Raw genomic sequence first — 20131 nt, 5'->3', positions numbered from 1 at the left:
TCGTGGTTGTTGCACGCTTTCTGGAGGTAACTCGCTTAAGGTGGCGGTGTGTGGCGTGCAGATAGAGTTTCCGATGATTTCACGGTCGACCCAGATTCGGGCGACCATGACGTTGCCGACGGCGAAAACGAGCACGCTCACGCCCACGTTCAAGTAACAGCGCCTCACACGCTGAGTTTTGGTGAGCCGAACATTATGGCCGGAAACGTTGCAGAGCCCACGTGGACGCTGTGGCGTTCGCAATTGTCAGAACTGGGTGGGCGTTCGCCGCTCGTCCACTTCGTTGATTCGCCTCGCACGCGAGTCGATCTTTCGACGACGCATCCCGGTGGTCTTGCCCAGTTCATCACCGGTAAGCGCACTCTGTTGTCGAGTCTGATTCGCGATGATGTCGCCCTGCGCTCGGCGAAGACAGCCGCTGGGGCTGTCGCCGCGAAGGGCCTTGAGCTGGCAACTGCCCGCGGCATTGACTCGGTGCACCTGGGAATCGGTATCGCTCGCTGGACCCACGATGATGTCGAATTCTGCGGCCCCGTCTTGCTGCGCCCGCTCGCTATTCGCCGTCACGGTCGTGACTTTGAACTCAAACTTCGTGGTGCCGCCTTCTTGAACCCTGCGCTTGCCCGCGCTCTTGACGAACAGTTCCATTTGCGGCTCGATGCTGAATCGTTTGTCGCGCTCGCCGATGCCGACGGCACCTTCAAGCCGAACCCGGTTATTGACCGGTTGCGTGGTCTTACCTCGCACCTCGACGCTTTCTCGGTCAGCCCACGCCTCGTGGTGTCGTCCTTTGCGGACGTCGCGCACGGTTTGGCCGATGACGCTGTAGATCTCAAGCACCCCATCCTTGACGCGCTCGCCGGCAACACCGCTGCCGCGTGGACCATCAAGGAAGGTTATGCGCCGGTTCCCGCTCTCTCCGCTGATGAGCGCTCGCCGCAGACCGACAATCTTCTGCTGGATGCGGATGCCGAACAAGAGAATGTGATTGCCCAAATCGAGGCAGGCAACTCGCTCGTCGTTCGCACCCTGCCCGGCACCGGTGGCACGCAAACCATCGTGAACGCGGTGGGTGCCCTTGTTGCTCAGAACAAGCGTGTTCTCGTTGTCAGCCCCCGTCGTGCATCGCTGCAATCGATCGCTGACCGCTTCGCTGACATCGGGCTGCCGGGTCTCTCGGTCGCACCGCGCACGCTTCGCCGCGACATCATCCGTTCCATTTCTCGCAGCGAGAAGGCCAGCCGTCCACAGATCGAAGACGTGGATGACGCCCTGCTGCGTTTGCGCAAGATCATGCTCGACTACCGCGAGTCCATGTCGGTTGCCGACGGTGTGCTCGGTGTCTCGGTGCTCGATTGCGTCTCAGAACTCAGCCGTTTGGCGCTGTTGCCGACACCGCCGTCTACGACCGCTCGTTTGTCGCGGGAGGCAGTGGAGAAGCTCGCGAAGGATCGCAGCGCAGCCACCGGCGTGATTATTGCTGCCGCCAAGCTCGGCGAATTCAAATACGGTCCCGGAGATTCACCCTGGTATGGCGCCCAGTTCGCCAATGGGGGAGAAGCTCTCAAGGCCCACGGTATTGCTCAGCGTGCGAACGAGCAGTTGTCGTCGCTGCTGGATGTCGCTAACCGTCTTGTCTCGAACACCCGCATGCGTCCGTTCCAGAGCATCGATGAGCTTGGCGTCTACTTGCGGCTGCTCGTTGATCTTCGCGAAACGCTTGACCGCTTCGTGCCGACCGTGTTCGACCGCGCCATCACTGAACTGATTGCCGCTACTGCTCCGCGTCGCGATTTTCCGGACATGACGAGCGCTAACCGTCGCCGTCTCAAGAAGCTTGCCCTCGAATACGTTCGCCCCGGCGTTCGCGTGCCCGACATGCACGGCGCTCTCAAGCGCATCCAGAAGCAGCGGGTGCTGTGGCACCGTTTCGTGGCCGAAGGCGCGAGCCCAGCCGTTCCCGTGGGAATCGGTGAAGTGCAGCGGTCGTACCAGCAGGTTTCTGACGATCTCGCAGCCCTCGACATCCCGCTGGGCATCGCTGACTCGCACATGAACCTCTCGAGCCTTCCGATCCCGTTCTTGATCGAGAAGGTCGAGTCGCTCGCGGCCGAATCTGATGTGCTCAACAACCTGCAGGAGCGCACCGCCCTCATGGGCAGTTTGCGTGACCTCAAGCTGAACCCGCTGATCGAAGATTTGGCTCAGCGCCATGTTCCCGAAGATCAAGTGGCGGCAGAACTCGAACTGTCGTGGTGGAAGTCGGCTCTCGATTCCATGCTCGAAGTTGACCGTGCGCTGCTCAACGCCAACACGAGTGTTGTCGACCGTCTCGAAGCCGATTTCCGTCTCGTCGATGAAGCTCACGCTTCTGCCAATGCCAAGCAGCTCTCGTGGCAGATCGCCGAAAACTGGAAGATCGGTCTCGTCGACTGGCCCGATGAGGCTAGTGCTCTCAAGCGCGCTCTCGCCAAGGAACGACTCACCTCCTTCGACGTGCAAACCTCGGCACCCCACTTGTCGCGCACCATTGCGCCCGTGTGGCTTGCTTCGCCCTACGAAATCGATTCGGTTGTCGACACCATGCCGTTCGATACCGTCGTGCTGGTTGACGCCGGTGCTGTGACGGTCGCCGAAGCGGCCGGAGCAATCCGCCGCTCGAAGCAAGTCGTCGTTATTGGCGACCCTGTCATCCAATCGCCGACACCGTTCGAGACGGCGGTACGCGATGCGACCGGCGATGCTGCACCGCTCGTTGACGACGACACGCGCGAAGCCCTCGTTGACGATTCTGCTTTCGCGAAACTCAGCGGCTTGTTGCCGACCCTCACTCTCACGCGCAGCTACCGCCCCGGCGGTGAAGAGCTCGCCGAACTGGTCAACCGTCGTTTCTATGACGGCCAGATCGAGTCGCTGCCCTGGGCGGGAAGTTTCCTCGGTCACGGCAGCCTCGCTGTCAGCTACGTCGCTGACGGAATTGGAATGCCCGACCCTGACTCTGGCGCTGTTGAAAGCCCTGACGCCGAAGTCTCTCGCGTTGTCGAACTCGTTCTCGATCACGCCACCAAGCGTCCGCAAGAGTCGCTCATGGTCATCACGGCAAGCCCCGTGCATTCTGTTCGTGTCATGCAGGCGGTCTTGGATGCCGTCAGCCGTCGTCGCCCGGAACTGCTCGATGTCATCATCGGCGATCGTGCCGAACCGTTTACGGTCACCACGATTGATCAGGCTGTGGCGCAAAGCCGCGACCGCGTTATTTTCTCCATCGGATATGGCCGCACACCACACGGTCGCGTGCTCTCCGACTTCGGTTCGCTTGGTGAGCCCGGGGGAGAGCGCCTGCTTGCTGTCGCGATGACGCGGGCACGTCGTTCGCTCGAAATCGTCACATCGTTCCGCTCAGAAGACCTCGACGACGGGCGCATGAAGCACGGCGCTGTTGCTCTGGCTGAAGTGCTCGACGAAGTGGATGCCCGCTTTGCTGAAGTTCCTGTGCCCGACGACAGCGACCCCATGCTCGTTGACCTCGCTCGCCGCCTCGAAGCTCGCGGACTGCGGGTTTCGCTCGGGCACCGTGGCAAGCTCGGCCTCGTCGCCTCGCGCGGTGGTCGCTGTGGCACCATCGAGACCGACGCTATGGTTCACGAATCAAGCCTGCGCGAATCGCTGCGATTGCGTCCTGAGTTGCTACGTCGTCTCGGCTGGCACTACTTGCGGGTGCACGCGTTCGAACTCTTCAGCGACCCCGATCAGGTTGCCGACAAGGTAGCCCGGATGCTCGGAGCAGAACCTGCTCCCACGACCGAGCCCATCACGATCATCCCCGCCACCCGCCCGCAGCAGTAATGGCAAACAGCACCCATCCCGAGCAGTCGGGCGCACCAGCGAGCGATCGAGCGTCTGAGGGCGAGCAGTGCAGTGCGGCGGAAGCCGAGCAGTCGGGCGAGCCGCGCGCGAAGCCCACGAAGCGTCGCCGCGTGACGACGGCTCCGCCGGCGGGGTCAGATCCGCATCCGCCTGCTGAACCGGAACGGCATCAGGTTAACGAAAACGACGAGCGGCTCAAGGGCGACAAACCTCCGCATTGGGGGTAAGTGCCTTGGCCGCTCGCCGATAGTGTGTGAGCTACTGCGTTAGCTGCGAGCTGCGGTGCGCTAGCTGTTTTGCTTAGCGAGCAGGTCGCGAATCTGCAGAAGCAATTCTGCTTCGGTGGGGCCGGCTTCAGGTTCAATAACGACCGGCTTGCGCGCGTTCGCGAGCTTGTTGGCGTAGTTCATCGGGGCAACGATGGCGAAGTACACGACGGCTGCGACGAGCACGAACTGGATGATCGCCGCGATGACCGCGCCGAAATAGATCACTGCCCCGCTGGTGCCAACCGCGACCGGGAGTGCTGTCGCCAGTGACTCTGCACTAAACAGGGCGCCGATGAGCGGGTTGAAAACCGCTTCGACAATGGTGTTGACGACTGCCGTGAACGCAGCACCAATGACGACTGCTACGGCTAAGTCAATGACATTGCCACGCAGAATAAATTCTTTGAATCCGCTTAACATGGGGGCTCCTTTTAGTAGGGGATACGTCAACTATGACGCTTTAGCGGCCGATGATGAAGAAGATGACGAAGAAGTAGTGGAAGAAGTCGACGAGCTCGACGACCCTGAATCACTCGAACTTGAGCCGGATGTCTCCGACGATGACGGCTTTGAGCTCGAGGAGCTGGAGCCCGAGGAGCTTGAGCTTGAGTCGCTCGAACTCGTGGTGGAACGGGAATCGTTGCGGTAGAAGCCTGAGCCGTTGAAGGTGACTCCGACGGCGGAGAAGATCTTGCGCAGTTTGCCTTGGCAGGCGGGGCACACCGTGAGCGAGTCGTCGGTGAACGATTGCTGAATATCGAACGCGTTGTCGCACTCGGTGCAGCGGTAGGAATAGGTAGGCACGAGATCCTTAGTTGTGCTCGGTGATGGTCACAATTCCCGTGGGGGTAACTATGCCGTTTACTGGTTGGTCATGAATTTCGGTGGGAACTTCATCCACAAATTCGCTGTCGAAGATCACGGCGTAGACGGGCGGCTTGGTCTCCATTGAACCGAGGGTTTTGTCGAAATAGCCGCGCCCCCAGCCCATGCGCATGCCGGAACGATCCACGGATGCCGCAGGCACGATGATGAGGTCGACATCATTGATGGCGATCGGGCCGAGCACATCGCTCGTAGGCGCTGGCATCCCGATGAGGTCCTGGTCTTCATCTTCGCCGTCGTAGGGAGCCCAGTCGAGCAGACCGTCGGCGCGCGAGATGGGAAGCAGCACGGTGATGTCGTGTTCGCAGGCCCAGTGCAAGAATCCGCGGGTTTCTGGTTCGTCGGTGGTGGACAGGTAGGCGGCGATCGAGGTAGATCCGAGTCTCTGAGTGAGCTCGATGAGGTGCTCTGTTACACCAGTGTTAAATTCTTCCCGCTCTTTGGCGGTGCAGATGCGTCGGCGTTCGCGTAATTCGGCCCGGAGTGCACGTTTATCGTGACTGACGTCGTCGGTCATATAAGCATTCTACGAGACTGGCCGACTACGCTGTACCTATGGCTACGAAGATTACTAAAGCGGTTATTCCTGCTGCAGGTCTGGGCACACGATTTCTCCCGGCAACGAAAGCTATGCCGAAGGAGATGTTGCCGGTTGTAGATAAACCGGCCATCCAATATGTCGTAGAGGAGGCGGTTGCCGCTGGCCTCACTGACGTGTTGATGATCACTGGGCGTAACAAAAACGCTCTTGAAAACCATTTCGATCGAATGACCGAGTTGGAGTCGACGCTCCAGCAAAAGGGCGACACTGACCGGCTATCCAAGGTCGAGTTCTCTAACGACCTCGCCGACATGCACTACGTACGTCAAGGTGACCCGCGCGGTCTCGGCCACGCCGTTCTCCGCGCCAAAATGCATGTGGGTCACGAACCGTTCGCCGTATTGCTCGGTGACGACCTCATCGACGACCGCGACGTTCTGCTCTCCCGCATGCTCGAGGAGCAAGAGGGCCGCAACGCGACCATCATTGCTCTCATGGAGGTCGACCCCGCGCAAAGCCACATGTATGGCATCGCGACGGTGGAACCCACCGATGACCCCGATGTTGTGCACATCACCGGACTCGTCGAGAAGCCGGCTCAGGGCACAGCGCTCTCCAACCTCGCCATCATCGGCCGCTACGTGTTGAGGCCAGAAATCTTCGAGGTTCTTGAGCGCACCGATCCCGGCAAGGGCGGCGAAATCCAATTGACGGATGCCCTGCAGGAGATGGCCGAGAACGATATAGCCGGTGGTGTTTACGGCGTCGTGTTCCGCGGTCGTCGTTATGACACTGGTGACCGTCTCGACTACATCAAGGCCATCGTGCAGCTTGCTGTTGAGCGCGACGACCTGGGCCCTGACCTGCGCCCGTGGCTTAAGCAGTTCAGCTCAACACTGGACTAGCGGATGGCGTTTGGCATTCCGACGCTTGGCGACGGAAACATCAGTATTCGGCCCATTCGGGTGCGAGACGCTCGTGCGTTAGAAACAGAACTCCGTGACAACCGGGGGTGGCTTCGCAAGTGGGAGGCCACCAGCCCGGTTGGTCCGTCGTCGTTCGACGTGAAGTCGAGCATCCGCGGTCTACTGCAACAGTCTCGCGTGGGCACCGGTTTGCCGTTCGTCATTGAATACGACGGCGTAGTCGCTGGCCAACTCAACGTGTCGTCCATCACGTACGGGTCGCTCGCTTCGGCATCCCTCGGGTACTGGGTGTCAGAACGCTTCGCTGGCAAAGGTCTCACCCCAACCGCGGTAGCGCTCGCCACCGATTACTGTTTTTTTCAGCTCGGTCTTCACCGCATGGAGATCTGTATCCGGCCGGAGAACGAGCCGAGCCTTCGTGTGGTTGAGAAGCTGGGGTTCCGTTACGAGCAACTGCGTCGCCGCTTCATCCACATCGATGGCGACTGGCGTGATCACTTCTGTTTCGCGCTCACGGTCGAAGAGCTTCCTCAGGGAGTCTTTCAACGGTGGAAATCAGGAAACGCCCCCGAGCAGGATGCTCATATTCCCGCCGAGGACCGTGTGCGGGCCGCGCACCCCTTGGCGCTTCCCCAGCGCTAAGTCGCTCTCGCGCATCTCGTCGGCGAGCGCACATCGACACGCTGTAGCCGCTGTTACCGGGGGACTCTCAGCAACTTGTCACGTCACTACCGCGTGCCGACAGCCCGACACCCACGGATACTCGTAGCGTATAGCCATGGAACTCACCAGCATCGGCGGCGGCGTCATGATCGCGCTCGCTGCGGCGCTGTGGCTCGTGTACTTGGTGCCGAACTGGTTCAAGAATCGCGAGTACTTGGCTACCGAACGAAATGCCGTTCGACTTCAGCAAACAATCCGCATTCTGGCGCAGACCTCAGAGATCCCGGACGAGGTGCGCGCCGAAGCTGTTGCACGGCAAGCGGCGGAACTCGCCAAGGCAAGCGTGAACCAAGGACCGGTCGCGGTCGGTCGCGCCGTTACCCCACCCACTCGAGAGCAAGCTCTCGCCCTCTCCGCGCGACGCTTGCGCCGCACGCGCGCCTTCACGGGCGCAGTCCTCCTCGCGAGCGTTGCCGTTATTGCTGTGCAGATCGTCATGATCATCACAGCCGGAGCCGCCATCATTTCTGGCACCTGGCTCGTTCTCGCCGCCGCCACGATGGCGGGTATTAGTGCGAGTGCGATGCTGTCGCGGCTAGCAGAACGCTCACGCAGCCGTCGCGAGAGCAGTGCACCACGAGTTCGTACCGCCGCACCCCGCCGTCGCGTTGTTCTTTCGTCAGAAGCTCCCATCGAAGACGTCACGTCAAAGGTCAGCTGGACCCCGGTTCCCGTGCCGAAGCCCATGTACTTGACCCGCAGCAACGCACCGGAATCAGCCGTTGCGGCAGCCCGCCACGCCGGGCAGATCGACAGCGAGCTTCGGGCCGCGGCGGAATCCGCCGAGCAGGCTCTGCGCGCAAACACTGTCGCGATGGCCTCGGCTACTCGCGAAAGGGAACTTGCGCGTGATGCTGAGCGTGCAGCGACCGCCGCGGCGGAGACTCCGGTTGTGGCATCCGTCCCTAGTCGTTTCGCTGGGATGGGCATCGTCGAAGAATCGGGCAACTCGCTCGACCTCGACGCCGCGCTCGCTCGTCGTCGCGCGAGCTAGCACCTCGCGCTCCTGATTCGTTGCTCGGCACCGGGCAGAACAATAGGGCGTGCCGTGCGGTGATTCTCCGCACAACACGCCCCGTCGCAGTTCTAGTGTGCTGTCGCTGTTTCAGCCCCGTGACCGCTGAGTGAACGCACATCCATCTCGGCGGCAAGCGCCGGATCTTCCTTCTCACGCGACGTGATCGTCCCCAACCAACCGAGCGCGAACCCGAGTGGAATCGAGACGATGCCGGGGTTCTGAAGGGGGAAGATAGCGAAATTCACGCCTTCACCCAGCATTGATGTCGGTGTTCCGCTCATGACGGGCGAGAACACGATCAACAGAACCGCTGCCGAGAGGCCACCAACCATGCTCCACACTGCGCCGCGAGTGTTGAACCGCTTCCAGTACAGGGAGTACAGGATCGTGGGCAGGTTCGCGCTTGCCGCAACAGCGAACGCGAGAGCTACGAGGAAGGCAATGTTCTGACCTTGAACACCGATACCTCCCGCGACGGCGAGGACACCGATCACGACGACGGTGCGACGAGCGATCTTGACTTCCGCATCCGGGTCTCCCTTGCCCTTCTTGATCACGTTGGAGTAGATGTCGTGAGCGAAGGACGCCGCTGCCGTGATCGTGAGCCCGGCCACCACCGCGAGGATGGTGGCGAACGCAATCGCCGAGACGAAGCCAAGCAGCAGTGGCCCGCCGAGTTGCAGCGCCAGTAGTGGAGCCGCAGAGTTCACTCCGCCCGGAGCATCCAGGATCGTTGCGGAACCTACGAGGGCTGCCGCACCGTAACCCAACACGAGGGTGAGGATGTAGAAGCCGCCGATGAGCCAAATCGCCCACACGACTGAGCGCCGTGCTTCTTTGGCGGTTGGCACCGTGTAGAAGCGCATGAGCACGTGAGGCAGGCCTGCCGTGCCCAGCACGAGGGCGAGCGACAGTGAGATGAAGTCCAGCGGATTCGCGCCGTACTTGAGCCCCGGCGCCAAAATAGCGTCAGCGGGTGTCGCCACGGAGTTGTCGACCGCGCTCTGCAACACGCGCGACAGGTCGAACCCATTGAGCACGAGCACCCAGATCGCCATCGCGATTGCGGCGCCCACGAGGAGGAACGCTTTCACGATCTGCACCCACGTGGTGCCCTTCATGCCGCCAATCAGCACGTACAGGATCATGAGTCCACCGACGATGGCGACCACGATGGACTGACCGATCTTGTCGTCAATACCAAGGAGCAGCGAGACGAGACCGCCAGCTCCGGCCATTTGAGCGAGCAAGTAGAAGAAGCAGACGGCGAGCGTCGTTAGCGCTGCTGCCATTCTCACCGGACGCTGCTTCAGCCGGAAGGAAAGTACATCCGCCATCGTGAACTTGCCGGTGTTGCGCATGAGTTCAGCTACGAGGAGCAGGGCGACCAGCCACGCCACCAAGAAGCCGATGGAGTACAAGAAACCGTCATAGCCATTGATCGCAATGGCGCCAACAATGCCGAGAAAGGATGCCGCCGAGAGGTAGTCCCCGGTAATGGCGAACCCGTTTTGCGGTCCGGTGAACGAACGACCGCCCGCGTAATAATCTGCCGCCGACGCGTTGTTGCGGCTGGCGCGAATAACGATGAACAGCGTAATTCCGACGAACCCGATGAAGATCGAGATGTTGAGAACCGGATTGCTCTGGGACTCAGCATCAACGGCCGCGGCGGCGAGCATTCCGAGGGTGGTGGCGATCATGCTGCAGACTCCTTTGCTGCGAGATCTTCTCTGATCTGGGCGGCGAGCGGATCCAACCGCCGATTAGCGAACGATACGTACGTCATGGTGATGGCGAACGTGGTGATGAACTGGCCGAAGCCGAGCAGCAATCCAACGTTGATGACGCCGAAGACGGGCGTTGCCATGAAGTCATGCGCGTATGCGGCCAAGATCACATAGGTGAAATACCAGACGAGGAAGAAGACCGTGAGCGGGAACACAAACGAGCGGTGTCGCCGTTTGAGTTCGATGAACATGGGGTTCTTCTCCTCCTCTTGATAATCGAGCCCCGGCTTCACGCTCGGCGCGTTGCCGGTCTCGCCGGGCGGGGAGAGCACATCTTTCGTGGGGGAACTTTCATCAGACATTTGGGGCCTCCTTGCCACAAACAATTGATAGGGGAATGGGTGAAGCGGGAACTAGGGGGAGCGAGTGCGGCCGGCAGCGGTGTACAGCGCATCAAGCACGGTGACGTCTTCAATCGTCGGAGGAATGCGCACCTCGTCGCCGTCGAAGATCTGGCGAATAGTTTTGCGAAGAATCTTGCCCGAGCGCGTCTTGGGCAGCCGCTCGACAACCATCACGTCCCGGAAGGCGGCGACCGGGCCGATGACCTCGCGCACCAGCGCCACGAGTTCGATGGCGAGATCGTGCTCCAGGCGATTGCGGCCGTGCTTCATAGTGATGAACCCAGCAGCTCGCTGGCCTTTCAGCTCGTCGTGCAATCCGAGAACCGCGCACTCAGCGACATCCGGATGCTGCGAAAGCACTTCCTCCAGCGACCCTGTCGAGAGGCGATGTCCGGCCACGTTGATGACGTCGTCTGTGCGACCCATGACAAAGAGGTAGCCGTCGTCATCAAAGTAACCCGCGTCGCCCGTGGCGTAGTACCCGGGAAACTCGTCGAGGTAGGAGCTCGCGAACCGTTCCGGACTGCCCCAGAGCCCCATGAGGGCGCCGGGAGGAAGGGGCAACTGGATAGCAATGTTTCCCTCGGTGCCCGGCGTCGTCACATCGTTGCCGTCACCGTCGAGGATGCGGGGTTGGAAGCCCGGCATCGGCACGCCAGTCGATCCCGCCTTAGCCGGTAGCTGCTGAACTCCGCGCGGATTTGCGCAGATTGGCCATCCCGTTTCGGTCTGCCACCAGTGGTCGATGATGGGAACACGGATGCCGTCGTTGGCCCAGTGCCAGGTCTCAGTATCGAGGCGCTCACCCGCGAGATACACCGCTTGCAGGCTGGAGATGTCATATTTTCCCAGCTCATCGAGCGCGGGGTCTTCACGGCGGATAGCGCGGAGCGCCGTCGGGGCCGTGTAGAGCACGTCAACTTTGTAGTCCTGGATGATGCGCCAGAAGGTTCCCGCGTCGGGGGTGCCGATAGGTTTGCCCTCGTACAAGACGGTGGCCGCGCCGGCCAGTAATGGGCCGTAGACGATGAAGGAGTGGCCAACGACCCAGCCGACATCCGAAGCGGTAAAGATCGTGCTGTCGTTGCCGACATCGTAGATATGACTCATTGCCCACTGCAGTGCCACGGCGTAACCGCCGGTATCGCGAACGACTCCTTTGGGGCTCCCGGTGGTGCCCGAGGTGTAGAGGATGTAGAGCGGGTCTTGAGCGCGCATTTCGACGGCGTCAGCCGGCACAGCGGCGGCCTCAAGCTCATCCCAGTCCAGCCAGGCCACGTCGAGAGAGCCTCCGCTGGTGGTGCCGGTGGAGCCGGTTGCGTATTCGGCGATGTCGCCGTTGATGTGCGGGCGTTCTTTGACCACGACGTAGCGCACGCTTCCGGTGCTCAGCGCAATGGCTTGGTGCACGATCGGCAGGTACTCCACGGTGCGGGATGGCTCGAGGCCTCCCGTCGCGGTCACGATCACGGATGGCGTGGCGTCGTTGATTCGAACGGCCAATTCGTTGGCGGCGAACCCTCCAAACACGACGGAGTGGATGGCGCCGATGCGTGCACACGCGAGCATCGCCACAACAGCCTCAGAAATCATTGGTAAGTAGATCAAGACACGATCGCCAACGCCGACTCCGAGCTCCTGCAGTGCGCCGGCGAACGAGCGAACGCGTTCGAGCAGTTCCGCGTAGGTGAGGACTTGTTGCTCGCCCGTCATGGCGGAGTCGGTGATGAGAGCAGGATTGCCTCCTCGACCGGCGGCAACATGGCGGTCGAGGGCATTGACGCTCATATTGAGCGTGCCGTCGGCGAACCAGCAGCCCTGGTCGGTTCCGGGTTCGTGGGCGTGCGTTGGAATGGAAAGCGTTGGCGGGGTTATCCACTCAACGCGGGAGGCTTGCTGGAGCCAAAACCCGTGCGGGTCGTGAGTGGCGTGTTCCTGAATCTCAGCGAAAGAACCGCTCTGCTGGCGCGAGCGCACAATCGTGCTCTGCGCCGAGACTCGCTCGAGCGAAGGGGCATCTGACATCGATTTCTCCTTTGAAATGCTTGATGTGGATTCTCAGTTGAGGCGGGAGAATCCCGTGCTAGCCTCAGATTACGGAGGGGCGTACAGCACGTAATACCCCCGAAAGTTGGGAATCCGCAATGACGCAGATGTCTGAACCAAGTGACTTCGATTTGATCCAACAGGCCACTCGGGAGATCGCCGCGAGCACTGGTTTCAGCCTGTCGTTTGGCGGCCTCACCTCGGGAATTGAGCTCACCGTCAACGCGTTTAGCGGTGCTCGAACGGGCAAGCTCGATGGTCTAAAAGTGCGAAAAGAGCGCGGCCTTGGTGGGCTAGCTATGGCTCAACGCAGCCCACGTTTTACTCGCGACTACGAGCACTCGCCCGACATTACCCATGACTATGACGGTGCTGTCTTGGGCGAAGGCGTCGTGTCACTCTTGGCGATCCCGATCATTGCCGGGGGAACGCTTCGCGGCCTCATCTACGCCGGCTCGCACTTCCTCGTGGAGCCCGATACTGCGGCGGCACGACCTGCAGTGGCCATTGCTACCGCTCTGGGTAATGAGCTTGCCATTCGCGACGAAGTCACGCGTCGAATGCTGGCGCTGCGCTCGAATCAGGGTGGCGGATTGTCACCGGTCGCGGAGGAACACCTTCGGGAACAGTTCGCTCAGCTTCGCCAACTTGCGGCCACGGTTTCGGATCGGGAGGTGCGGCAAAAGCTTCGCGACATCGGGCGCGGAATGTCTGAAGCGTTGTGCAGCGGAGCTGACGCTGCGCAGGCTCGCCCGACCGTGCAGCTATCGCCGCGAGAGACGGATGTGCTTTCATGTGTCGCGCTTGGCTACAGCAACGCGCGCACTGCTGCACTCCTCTCGCTCACGGAACAAACGGTTAAGGGATACCTGGGGAGCGCCATGAAGAAGCTCGATGCGTCGTCACGCTTCACTGCCGTCTCCACCGCACGCAAGCTCGGGTTGATGCCCTAGGGCTGGCCGAGTGCCACGGCAGTCGATCTCAGGTGTCGAACGCTCGTTCCTGAGTGATATCGTTGGTGCTGTAGTACGGGCCCTTGGCGCAGTTGGTAGCGCGCCTCGTTCGCATCGAGGAGGTCAGGAGTTCAAATCTCCTAGGGTCCACCACTCGCTTAGCCAGAGCCATCGGCCAGTTCGCGAAACACGAAAGAGCTGCGGTCGCTAGATAAAGCCGTTCTCGGTTGCCACCCGCACGGCATCTGGGCCAGAGCTGACATCGAGCTTGCGGTAAGCGTTGCGCAGCTGAGATTTCACCGTGTTCACGGAAATGAAGAGAATCTGTGCCACATCTTCCAGGCGTGACACCTGTGCAAGAGTGGCGAGCACCTCACGCTCTCGAGGGCTCAACGGGTTGATGAGCGCGATCCGAGCGAACGGCTGGGCCACGGCATCAAAGAGTGTGACGAGTTCTGGTGCACGACGCGAGGCAAGCTCTCGCAATTCCGTGTGGGGGACCATCACGCTAGGGCTCGTGAGACCATGGCGCGACATGAGGTCGGCCGCTCGTCGGAGCGACTTCTCGGCATCCGTCTCATGGCCGCGGAGAGCGTCGCGTGCGGCGTCCAACAGCAGCGCTTCGGCAAATTCTCGTGGTGTTCCGTGTGCGTGAAGGAACTCAGGATGCTGGGTGCTGGACGGCGTAGGGGTTGAGCCAGAGGAAAGCGCGAGTCGCTCCCGAGCGAGCATCGCCGCGCACGTGTCCGAGCCAGTTGCGCGGTCAAGTTGCTGTTCAGCAGTCGTGCGGTGGCCGAGCGCTAGCTGAAGGTCGGCTTTCATCGATTGCAGGAGTGAGCGCGCATAGTCGCTGATTGGGCGGAACTCATTTTGCTTTACCGCAGCAGTCAGCTCATCGAACGCGACCTGGGGGCGGCCAGCGGCAAGCTGCAGTCGGGCCCGAGTCCACACGATGGTTGGCCAGTGTTCAAGGTGGTCGAGGCGTGCGCCGACGAGGGCGATAGTGCTAAGTCCGCGTTCCGGCTGACCGTCTTCGAGATCCCGCAAGGCCGACGCAATGTGCCAGCCGGTCGACGGCACGCTCGTTCGCCAACCAGGACGGTTGACGTGGGTCACGGCATCCAATTGGGCAGAAGCGTCACGCATGTTCCCGGTGAACGCATAAACATAGGCCAGCAAACTCGAGCGGTGTTGCGTGCGTCCTTCATGGTGATCGGCAGCGAGAAGGTGGGCAATGCTGATTGCCCGTTCCCAGCGTCCGAGCAGAATATTCGTGATCACGATCTGGATGATTCCTGCGCTGATGGCGTGCATCGTCGCGCTACGGGTTGCAGCGCTGAGAAGTTCGACTTGGGCGACAAATCGGTCCCCCTCGGCGGCGGCGTCCTCGTAGCGACGCGCGGCTCTGAGCCCAGCAAAGCGTGCCAACGAAAGCAGCAGTCTTTCGCGCGGCAGGGAACGCGGCCACTCCGAATCGACACTGTCAATTCCGTGCGCGACGAGCTGGCGCAGACGGGCGGAGGGAGTGCGTTCTCGCTCGCTCATGACAACGGCTAATGAAATGGCCGCGGTGCCGTGCAACGCCACGATGTCGGTCGGCAACTCGCTCAGAAGGGTATGAAGTTCATCCTGCTGGTAGACGATAAGTTCGGAGAAATGGTGGGCGACAGTCGGCCACAACTGTTCGTACGCTCCTGCACTGATGAACAGTTTTATGGCCTCAAGGCCGTTGCCGCTCTGGCTCAACTGCGTGGCGCTCGTGAGGCGGGCAATGCGCAATTCTTCGGCGCTGAGGCTGTGTGCTGCGTGAATCTGGAGCGCCTCTGAGATCAGCGGATGAAACCGGAACACAAACGTGGAACCAACTTCGCGGAACTCGCCAAGACCCTCATTCGCAAATTCTTCAAGAGTCGATTCAGCGTCGACAATGCTCCGGCCGCTCAGCGTGCTGGCTAACGCGATCGACAACTCAGGGGGGAGCGACGCAACTGCCGCAAAATGCAGTTGGTGTGCATGCGCAAACGCCGGCAGAAGGCTCTGGGCGATGTGGGCGGCCAACTGGCGCGTGAGTGCAGCGGGGTCAGCGACGGGTGCGTCCACTGACTCGGGGCGCTGCATCAGAAGGGTGACAGCGATGCGCGTCGCGAGGGGGTGGCCTCGGGTCGCCGCGTGAGCAATGAGGGCGTGCTCCGCCGAGAATCGTGTTGCATTCGCGAAGAGGTCGCGGGTTTCTTCCGGCGTGAAAGCGAGAGCGTTCTCGGTGATGACAGTCGAGTGGATGCGCGCCGCGACGTCGAGGGCTTCAAAGTGACCGCGGCGTCGAGTCGTAACGACAACCGTGAGCCAGTGGCTCTGTTTGAGTAGCCAAACGATGTCGAGCGCATTGTCGTCGTCGACGAGGTGAAAGTCGTCGAGTACCAGACGAGTGGCAATGCGGTCGTGCTCGAGCTGGGCCAATACCAACCCCGGAACGTCATCGAGCTCCGCGTAGCCCAGAATGAAATTGGAGAGGGGGCTCTCGTCAGTCACAGAACCGATTGCTTGGAAAGCACGGACGATCCTGCGCCAAAAACTCGAGCGTGAGCGAGCTCCATCGTCGAGCGAGACCCACAGATCTCGCTGGGGCGCTGCCGCCGAAGGAGATTGGTCGCGTAACCAGGATGCCACGAGACCGGATTTTCCCGAGCCGCCGGAACCACGCACCACGATAAGGGCGCTATCTCGCGCCGAATCGAGCAGAGAACTCAGACGAGTGCGCTCAATGAATCCGTGTGGGATAAGCGGGATGCCGCTGCCGTCGGTGCGACGCGCGGAGGCATCTCGACTCTGGGTTGGCACTGTCATCCGATTCTGGGCACGCACAAAGCACCCCTCATCACCATTCTCGCGGTGGGTAGCACCCGATTTCAACGGGACACAGCACTGCGGGGTGAAAAATGGGGTGAAATGTGGATCGGCGTGCAGAATTCCTAGTCGGCGATGTTCAGGAGCAAATGACCCGAGGACACCGTGAGGCCGACACTGGCGTTCATTGTCGCGATAACGCCATCTTTGTGAGCGACGAGTGGCTGCTCCATCTTCATGGCTTCAAGCACGAGGATGAGGTCGCCCTTGACGACCTTGTCGCCCTCGGCAACCGCGACCTTCACGATCGTTGCCTGCATCGGTGCCTTGACCGAGTCGCCCGTGATGGTGTTGACGCTGGATGCTGCACGACGCTTCGGAGCAGCTGAGAGCGTTGCGCCGGTCGAGGTGCTCGGTACCAGTTTCGAGGGGAGGTTCACTTCGACACGCTTGCCGTTGACCTCAACGACCACGTTGTGGCGAGCTACAGCAGGCGTCTCGTCAGCGAGTGATCCAGTCCACGGCTCAATGTCGTTGTCGAACTCGGTCTCGATCCAGCGTGTGTAGATGGTGAACGGTTCGCTCGTGAACGCAGGATCGCGAACGATCTTGCGGTGGAACGGAAGCACCGTCGGGAGACCAGCAACCTCGAACTCGTCGAGGGCGCGGCGTGAACGCTCGAGAGCATCCTCGCGGCTAGAGCCGGTAACGATGAGCTTGGCGAGCAGGGAATCGAAGGCTCCACTGATCTCGTCGCCGGTCGTGACACCGCTGTCGACGCGGATGCCAGGGCCGCCAGGCATGCGCAGAACGTGCACGGGGCCGGGGGAGGGCATGAAGTTGAGTCCGGCATCCTCACCATTGATGCGGAACTCGAAAGAGTGACCGCGCGGGATGGGATCGTCGTAGTCCAGAACTCCGCCTTCAGCGATGCGGAACTGCTCCCGCACGAGGTCGATGCCCGTCACTTCTTCGGAGACGGGGTGTTCGACCTGGAGGCGCGTGTTCACTTCGAGGAACGAGATTGTGCCGTCCTTGGCGACCAAGAACTCACATGTGCCGGCGCCGAGGTAGCCCACCTCGCGCAGGATCGCTTTGGACGATTCGTAGAGGGCTTTGTTCTGCTCATCGCTCAGGAACGGGGCCGGCGCTTCTTCCACAAGCTTCTGGTGGCGGCGCTGCAGCGAGCAGTCGCGAGTAGAGATCACGACGACGTTGCCGTGAGCATCCGCAAGACACTGAGTTTCAACGTGGCGCGGCTGGTCGAGGTACTTCTCGACGAAGCACTCGCCGCGACCGAACGCGGCGACAGCCTCGCGGGTAGCGGAATCGAACAGTTCGGGGATCTCTTCGCGAGTGCGGGCAACCTTGAGGCCACGACCGCCGCCGCCGAATGCTGCCTTGATGGCAACGGGAAGACCGTGAAGGTCAACAAAGTCGAGAACCTCAGCTGCGCCCGAGACCGGGTTCAGCGTTCCGGGAGCGAGCGGTGCGCCGACCTTCTCCGCAATGTGGCGGGCGGAAACCTTGTCGCCCAGCTTCTCGATGGCATCGGGTGAGGGGCCGATCCAAATGATGCCAGCGTCGATGACGGCGCGAGCAAACTCGGCGTTCTCGGCCAAGAAGCCATAGCCGGGGTGAATGGCGTCCGCCCCAGAGCGGCGAGCGATCGACAAAATCTTGTCGATCACGAGATACGTCTCAGCGCTCGTGGAGCCCTCGAGGGCATACGCCTCGTCGGCGAGCTTGACGTGCCGAGCATCCCGGTCCTGATCGGCGTAGACCGCCACTGAACCGATGCCACTGTCTTTAGCCGCGCGGATAACGCGAACGGCGATCTCTCCGCGGTTGGCGATGAGAACCTTCGTAATACGAGCCATAGTGACCTAGCTTATGGGGATGAGGGCCGAAGCCTTGGGGTGAAGCGCACAAAAATATGGGACAAGCACTGTGAATGCCTACAGAGCGGGCCGATCGATGTTCCAGAGATCCGTCCACTCGGCGTCAAACTCACGCATGAGCTGGCGCACCAACGACACCGAGAGTCCCACGACAGCGTGCGGATCACCCTCGATGCTCTCGATGAAAGCGGCGCCGAGACTGTCGATGGTGAACGAGCCGGCAACTTTCAGCGGCTCTCCGGTAGCGACGTAGGCGTCGATTTCGGCATCCGAAATATTGGCGGCGAAGCTCACGCTTGCGCTGGAGACGGCACCGGTGGCGCCACGAACCTGGCCTCCGCGGTGATCGATGAGCCAGTGTCCGGAGTGCAAGACGCCGGTTCGGCCGCGCTGGGCAAGCCACCGCTGTCGCGCGATCTCTGGCTCATGTGGTTTTCCGAATAATTCGCCATCCAATTCGAAAGCGGAATCGCCGCCCAGAATAAAGCCATCAATCGGGGCACCATTCACCAGCGCGCCCACAACCGCTTCGGCCTTGGCGCGAGCCAACAAGTCAACAAGCGCGGGGCCGTCGAGAGGGCCAGGGGCCGCAGCAGCGACTGCGTCTTCGTCAACGCCAGAGGCCAAAAGCACGGGGTCGACGCCCGCCGCGCGCAGGGTTGCGAGTCGCGCAGGAGAGGTGGACGCAAGATAAAGGCGCACAAAGGCTCCTATGCTCAAGGGATGGGTGAATTGCTTGGCGAAATGATCGAAGTAGACGTTACCAACATTGCGCACGGGGGTGTCAGTGTGGCGCGGCACGACGGCCGTGTCGTGTTCGTCTCCGACGCGATCCCGGGAGAACGGGTGCTCGCGCGCATTACCGACGACACAAAGAAGTCGTTCTGGCGCGCGGAGACAGTAAAAGTTGTAACGCCGAGTGAATACCGTCAAGAGCATGTGTGGTCGGCGGCGAGTGTTGACCGCGACCCCGACAACCGTGCGGGCGGAGCCGAATTCGGTCACATCGAGCTCAGCCATCAGCGCGAGCTCAAAGCTCAGATCCTCAGCGAGTCTCTCGAGCGCATGGCCAAAGTCACGCTCGCGCCCGTCGTCGAAGCCGTTCCCGGTGACGATGAACGCAAGGGACTCGGATGGCGCACCCGCGTCAGCCTGCACGTTGACGAACACGGAAATGTTGGCCCGTTCGCGGCCCGTTCGCACCGCGTTATCTCTGTCGCCGACCTGCCGCTCGCCACTCCAGAGCTCTCTGCCGGTGCACCGCTCGGTGAAAACTTTGATGGCTTCGAGCGCGTAGACATCCTGAATCCCAGCTCGGGCGGAGTTCGCCTGATCATGGGTAAGCAGAAGCCGCAGGTCATCACCGAAACTGTGGGGGAGCGCGAATTCACGCTGCTCGATTCCGGATTCTGGCAAGTGCACCACGGCGCTGCCGCGATGCTGACGTCTGCCGTGCAAGACGCGATCGATCCCGCTCTGTTTGACCCTGCGGCATCCAACCTCGATTTGTATGGGGGAGTCGGGCTGTTCGCCGCCGCGGTGGGCGACAAGTTTGGTCCAACGACCAAGATCACTACCGTCGAAGCCGAGTCGTCGGCAACCGATCACGCCGCCAATAATCTCTCGGACTGGTTGGGCGCCCATGCCGAAACTGGCCGCGTTGACCGGTGGCTGCGTCAGCACCTCAAAGAAGCTACGGCTGTTGAGCGTGACCGTCTGGAACGCTCCACGATCATTCTCGACCCGCCGCGGTCGGGTGCTGGTCGGGAAGTTGTCGACCTCGTTGCCAAGGCGCGCCCTGCGCAAATTGTGTACGTTGCGTGTGACCCTGTCGCCTTCGCGCGGGATGTTGCCTTCTTCTCCGAGCGCGGCTACGGACTCTCGGGAGTTCGAGCGTTCGATCTCTTCCCGCACACTCACCATGTCGAGGCTGTGGGAACGTTCACACGTAACTAGCTCAGTGTGTTGGGCTGACAAAGCCGCATGTTCGCGCTCTCTCGCACTACTATGGGGGACAGAAACTC

16 protein-coding genes and 1 tRNA gene are annotated in these 20131 nt (G+C 61.3%); 8 read left to right on the top strand and 9 right to left on the bottom strand.

All coding sequences use genetic code 11. The annotated features are described in order from the left end of the window. Positions 1 to 195: 195 nt before the first annotated feature. Both I6E81_RS04805 and I6E81_RS04800 read left to right on the top strand, forming a co-directional pair. Entirely contained in the window at positions 196 to 3846 is a 3651-nt protein-coding gene (locus I6E81_RS04805; protein WP_231603975.1) for an ATP-binding protein, read from the top strand. After that, positions 3846 to 4094 carry a hypothetical protein gene (locus I6E81_RS04800; protein WP_197106232.1) on the top strand — a complete coding sequence of 83 codons (249 nt, stop codon included), beginning with the start codon at positions 3846 to 3848 and terminating at the stop codon, positions 4092 to 4094. The genes I6E81_RS04805 and I6E81_RS04800 overlap by 1 nt, the downstream gene beginning before the upstream one ends. 60 nt (positions 4095 to 4154) lie before the next feature. Here I6E81_RS04800 and mscL read toward each other — a convergent pair whose 3' ends face one another. From mscL to I6E81_RS04785, 3 genes are read right to left on the bottom strand one after another with little or no spacing between them, the layout of a single operon-like run. After that, positions 4155 to 4556, bottom strand: coding sequence for a large conductance mechanosensitive channel protein MscL (mscL, locus tag I6E81_RS04795; protein ID WP_197106231.1), 402 nt, complete (start codon positions 4554 to 4556; stop codon positions 4155 to 4157). A 30-nt stretch (positions 4557 to 4586) separates the two neighbouring features. Further along, positions 4587 to 4940: an FmdB family zinc ribbon protein gene (locus tag I6E81_RS14605; protein ID WP_197106230.1), complete on the bottom strand. Its 354-nt coding sequence runs from the start codon at positions 4938 to 4940 to the stop codon at positions 4587 to 4589. 7 nt (positions 4941 to 4947) lie between these two features. Further along, a complete protein-coding gene (locus I6E81_RS04785) occupies positions 4948 to 5538 on the bottom strand; it encodes a 5-formyltetrahydrofolate cyclo-ligase (protein WP_197106229.1) in 591 nt (196 codons plus the stop codon). Between the two features lie 38 nt (positions 5539 to 5576). Between I6E81_RS04785 and galU the strand changes: the two genes are divergently transcribed. The 3 genes from galU to I6E81_RS04770 all read left to right on the top strand — a co-directional run bounded on the left by galU (position 5577) and on the right by I6E81_RS04770 (position 8205). Next, entirely contained in the window at positions 5577 to 6467 is an 891-nt protein-coding gene (gene galU, locus I6E81_RS04780; RefSeq protein WP_197106228.1) for a UTP--glucose-1-phosphate uridylyltransferase GalU, read from the top strand. Positions 6468 to 6470: 3 nt separating this feature from the next. After that, positions 6471 to 7130 (top strand): GNAT family N-acetyltransferase, encoded by a 660-nt coding sequence (locus I6E81_RS04775; protein WP_197106227.1) that lies wholly within the window; start codon positions 6471 to 6473, stop codon positions 7128 to 7130. A gap of 136 nt (positions 7131 to 7266) precedes the next feature. After that, entirely contained in the window at positions 7267 to 8205 is a 939-nt protein-coding gene (locus I6E81_RS04770; RefSeq protein ID WP_197106226.1) for a hypothetical protein, read from the top strand. Positions 8206 to 8297: 92 nt separating this feature from the next. Here I6E81_RS04770 and I6E81_RS04765 read toward each other — a convergent pair whose 3' ends face one another. The 3 genes from I6E81_RS04765 to I6E81_RS04755 form a co-directional block, all read right to left on the bottom strand. Next, entirely contained in the window at positions 8298 to 9932 is a 1635-nt protein-coding gene (locus I6E81_RS04765) for a cation acetate symporter (protein WP_231603865.1), read from the bottom strand. Beyond that, on the bottom strand, positions 9929 to 10210 hold the full coding sequence (locus tag I6E81_RS04760; protein WP_231599878.1) for a DUF485 domain-containing protein: 282 nt from the start codon (positions 10208 to 10210) through the stop codon (positions 9929 to 9931). Before I6E81_RS04760 ends, I6E81_RS04765 begins: the two co-directional genes overlap by 4 nt. Before the next feature lie 162 nt (positions 10211 to 10372). Next, positions 10373 to 12388 (bottom strand): AMP-binding protein, encoded by a 2016-nt coding sequence (locus tag I6E81_RS04755; protein WP_197106224.1) that lies wholly within the window; start codon positions 12386 to 12388, stop codon positions 10373 to 10375. A gap of 119 nt (positions 12389 to 12507) precedes the next feature. On the opposite strand from I6E81_RS04755, the gene I6E81_RS04750 reads away from it, so the two are divergent. Next, on the top strand, positions 12508 to 13362 hold the full coding sequence (locus I6E81_RS04750) for a LuxR C-terminal-related transcriptional regulator (RefSeq protein WP_197106223.1): 855 nt from the start codon (positions 12508 to 12510) through the stop codon (positions 13360 to 13362). A 77-nt stretch (positions 13363 to 13439) separates the two neighbouring features. Continuing rightward, positions 13440 to 13515 (top strand) — tRNA-Ala (locus tag I6E81_RS04745). A gap of 54 nt (positions 13516 to 13569) precedes the next feature. Here I6E81_RS04745 and I6E81_RS14600 read toward each other — a convergent pair. The 3 genes from I6E81_RS14600 to I6E81_RS04730 all read right to left on the bottom strand — a co-directional run bounded on the left by I6E81_RS14600 (position 13570) and on the right by I6E81_RS04730 (position 18809). Beyond that, entirely contained in the window at positions 13570 to 16224 is a 2655-nt protein-coding gene (locus I6E81_RS14600; protein WP_197106222.1) for a LuxR C-terminal-related transcriptional regulator, read from the bottom strand. Positions 16225 to 16331: 107 nt separating this feature from the next. Beyond that, positions 16332 to 18086 (bottom strand): biotin carboxylase N-terminal domain-containing protein, encoded by a 1755-nt coding sequence (locus tag I6E81_RS04735; RefSeq protein WP_197106221.1) that lies wholly within the window; start codon positions 18084 to 18086, stop codon positions 16332 to 16334. 78 nt (positions 18087 to 18164) lie between these two features. Beyond that, entirely contained in the window at positions 18165 to 18809 is a 645-nt protein-coding gene (locus I6E81_RS04730; RefSeq protein ID WP_197106220.1) for a nucleoside triphosphate pyrophosphatase, read from the bottom strand. 21 nt (positions 18810 to 18830) lie between these two features. Between I6E81_RS04730 and I6E81_RS04725 the strand changes: the two genes are divergently transcribed. Beyond that, positions 18831 to 20063, top strand: a complete 1233-nt coding sequence (locus tag I6E81_RS04725; protein WP_197106219.1) for a class I SAM-dependent RNA methyltransferase — start codon at positions 18831 to 18833, stop codon at positions 20061 to 20063. Positions 20064 to 20131 lie beyond the last annotated feature (68 nt).

Origin of the sequence: Salinibacterium sp. NG22 (assembly GCF_015864925.1) — a bacterium.
GTDB lineage: Bacteria > Actinomycetota > Actinomycetes > Actinomycetales > Microbacteriaceae > Rhodoglobus.
This window is presented reverse-complemented; position numbering and strand designations above follow the sequence as displayed.